Raw genomic sequence first — 2,554 nt, forward strand, 5'->3', positions numbered from 1 at the left:
CCAAAACTCGTGAAAAAGAGAGTATTCTGCCGGGGGTTCATCTGGTTGTCTCGCTTGTAAAACGAGTGGTTCTTGGCACATTCCAGGGACGATTTGATAGTGCTTATCTTCAGCGTTATCTGGATGAGTATGTTTTCAGATTTAACCGCCGGACAACAAGGGCCGTTGGAAAACGGTTCTGGCGGATTATGCAAAGGGCAGCAGACTCGTCGCCAATAACAAACATGGCCGTGAGACTGACCCCGGTTGAAGATTAGTCGCTAACTGGAGCGAAGTGGATAACCTAGATATGTTTTTTCAAAAACTCTAGCCTCTAGAGTCAGGAATTGCCTCGAATCAGTAGACGAAAGCCCCCGGAAAATTAATTCCGGGGGCTTTCGTCTTTCGTTTAGTGTCGCGGCAATCGGCTAGAGGATTTCGTAGAGCTCCACCTCGTAGCTAAGATCTTCCCCCGCCAGGGGATGATTGGCGTCGAGGGTGATCTGCTCGTCGTCCACTTCGATAACCGTCACCTCGATGATTTCGTCATCTTCACCGGTCAGTTCCAGTTCCTGCCCAACTTCGGGGTAGATGTCGTCGGGAATCTCGCTGCGGGGAACGGTGAAGACCTTGTCCTCGTCGTAATCGCCAAAAGCATCCTCAGCGGGAATTTTTACGACCTTCTTCTCGCCGGGGGCCATGCCGATGAGCGCTTCTTCGATCTGGGTGAAGAAATCGTCTTCGCCGATGACGAGTTCCATGGGACCGCTTTCACAGCAGCAGCCGCAATCGTCCAAACCGCAATCGTCGGTGCTGCACGCCGACTCGGTATCGGGGAAGGTGGTGTCGAAAACCGTGCCGTCCTCAAGGGTGCCGATGAAATTGATGGTAACGCGATCACCTTTTTTTGCCTGTGCCATTCAGTCTGTCCTTCCGTGCATAGATGAAAAGTTTCGGCATTAAAGCCATGAAGCATCTTACGGGCAATGACTCTTCGGCGTCCATAAAAAAGTGGTGAAGGGATGGCGGGGCGTCCGTGTTAAGTGAGGCGGCGCTGGAATCAGGGAAACAACTGTAATGAGTGTCGGTATTTTTTACATTTAATCATCAGTAAAAACCCTGAATGTCGATCGGGTTTACATCTGTTTTTATATGGTTTGAGCGATTTCAAATGGTTAGCGAGTGGCATGCTTTATGCTTTTTAAATATCAACCCATGTTTGTTGGTTGCTTGGTCTAAATCACCGAAAACAAAGATGAAAGGAGGCACGAATGATGAAGAGGTTGAGAAGAATCGTGGGATTGGTGGTGGGGCTGTGGCTGTTGGGCGTGGTCCCGGCGGCGGCAACGGATGTCAATCTCTTTGAGACGGCGTTCAATCTCAATGGGGTTGAGGTTCCCTTGTATGCGTGGGGAGATTCAATTCCCGTAACTGTTCCTGCGCTCCCCGCCGGGTTTGCCATGGACGTAAGTGCCTTCGATTTCGACACGGGCTTAGGAACGGTGAGTGTCCGGTTTTCCCCGGCGGCGGCCGGCAGTTATTATGTCGCCGGTTTTTTCGACCATGAAATCGATGAAGAGATCAATACTTATTTTAACGAAACCGGCTCAGCGATGGACACGCCGGAAGCAGGTCAGACCTGGGAAATCGACGAGCCGGGCTATGTGCTCGGCGATATCTACGACAACCTGCTGGCGGGCACCCTGGATAACCAGGTTTTTGATGGGGTCGCTGACATTTTCGATGACGTTGCCATGGCCATGGGCTGGGATTTCACCCTTGCGAGCGATCTGGAGTTCGCCATTGTCGATTTCATCCTGAGCGAAACCGCGCCGACCTCGGGGTTCTATCTGGTGCAACAGGACCCCAACAGTCAATACGACCTCTTTTTTTCCAGTTCGCTCGACATTGGCGCCGTTCCCGAACCGGGCACCTTGCTGCTACTGGGAAGCGGATTCGCGGGGCTGGTTTTGTTGAGACGGTTGCGTAAGTAACGAACGGTTTTGAGTTTGGCGGATTCGCCGGAAATTGGGGTTCCGGTTGATTCGGGTGAGGGCGAACAAGGGGAAGCCCTAGTTACCGGCGGCTTCCCGGACGGTCATGTCTTTCATACTGATCTGCTTTCCGAGGGGTTCTCGGCCCGAAAGGGTCCATCGAATCAAAGGAGAGATCACCATGTCGCGTATCCGGTCCGCGAAAGCGTTCTTTATTCTCATGGTCTTTCTTGCGGTGCTGTTGTCGTCCATGACGGCGCTGGCCGCGCCCACCAAGGTCATCTGCGTTCCCTGGCAAGGGGATATCAGCAAGTACCACACCACCTGGGACGGTCTTTCGGTCTACCTCAAGGCGGTGGTCCACACTGACAGCACCGCCTACATTTACTACAAATGGGTTTTCGGCGATGGCTCCGAGTCCGCCGTCGCTTATACGTCCGGCGCATTAAAGTATACCTGAATCCGTGAGCTCTTCCCCCGTACCTCGGGTTTCCCCTTTCTGAGGGGCGAATTCGGGGGCATGAATTGTGGCGTGAACTAAAAACGGCCTCCTGGGTTCCGCTACATGCGACGATCTTTGA

At 52.8% G+C, this 2,554-nt stretch carries 4 protein-coding genes; 3 read left to right on the top strand and 1 reads right to left on the bottom strand.

Translation table 11 applies throughout. The annotated features are described in order from the left end of the window. Positions 1–257 (top strand): transposase (locus RBR25_RS17610; RefSeq protein WP_432820849.1); only part of this gene is annotated, 257 nt, incomplete at its 5' end. A 150-nt stretch (positions 258–407) separates the two neighbouring features. Here RBR25_RS17610 and RBR25_RS17615 read toward each other — a convergent pair. Beyond that, positions 408–899, bottom strand: coding sequence for an FKBP-type peptidyl-prolyl cis-trans isomerase (locus RBR25_RS17615; protein ID WP_432820850.1), 492 nt, complete (start codon positions 897–899; stop codon positions 408–410). Positions 900–1,250: 351 nt separating this feature from the next. On the opposite strand from RBR25_RS17615, the gene RBR25_RS17620 reads away from it, so the two are divergent. Together RBR25_RS17620 and RBR25_RS17625 are read left to right on the top strand one after the other, a co-directional pair. Next, positions 1,251–1,973 carry a PEP-CTERM sorting domain-containing protein gene (locus RBR25_RS17620; RefSeq protein WP_432820851.1) on the top strand — a complete coding sequence of 241 codons (723 nt, stop codon included), beginning with the start codon at positions 1,251–1,253 and terminating at the stop codon, positions 1,971–1,973. A gap of 181 nt (positions 1,974–2,154) precedes the next feature. Next, the gene (locus RBR25_RS17625) at positions 2,155–2,433 is read left to right on the top strand and encodes a hypothetical protein (protein ID WP_432820852.1); all 279 of its coding nucleotides are present in this window, start codon (positions 2,155–2,157) and stop codon (positions 2,431–2,433) included. Positions 2,434–2,554: the final 121 nt, after the last annotated feature.

The sequence above is a fragment of the Trichloromonas sp. genome (genome assembly GCF_034006665.1).
Taxonomy (GTDB): Bacteria; Desulfobacterota; Desulfuromonadia; order Desulfuromonadales; family Trichloromonadaceae; genus Trichloromonas.

Bases quoted from the DNA above. Each gene is read 5' to 3' on its own strand.
- RBR25_RS17615 (WP_432820850.1), bottom strand. From the start codon at position 899: ATGGCACAGGCAAAAAAAGGTGATCGCGTTACCATCAATTTCATCGGC.
- RBR25_RS17620 (WP_432820851.1), top strand. From the start codon at position 1,251: ATGATGAAGAGGTTGAGAAGAATCGTGGGATTGGTGGTGGGGCTGTGG.
- RBR25_RS17625 (WP_432820852.1), top strand. From the start codon at position 2,155: ATGTCGCGTATCCGGTCCGCGAAAGCGTTCTTTATTCTCATGGTCTTT.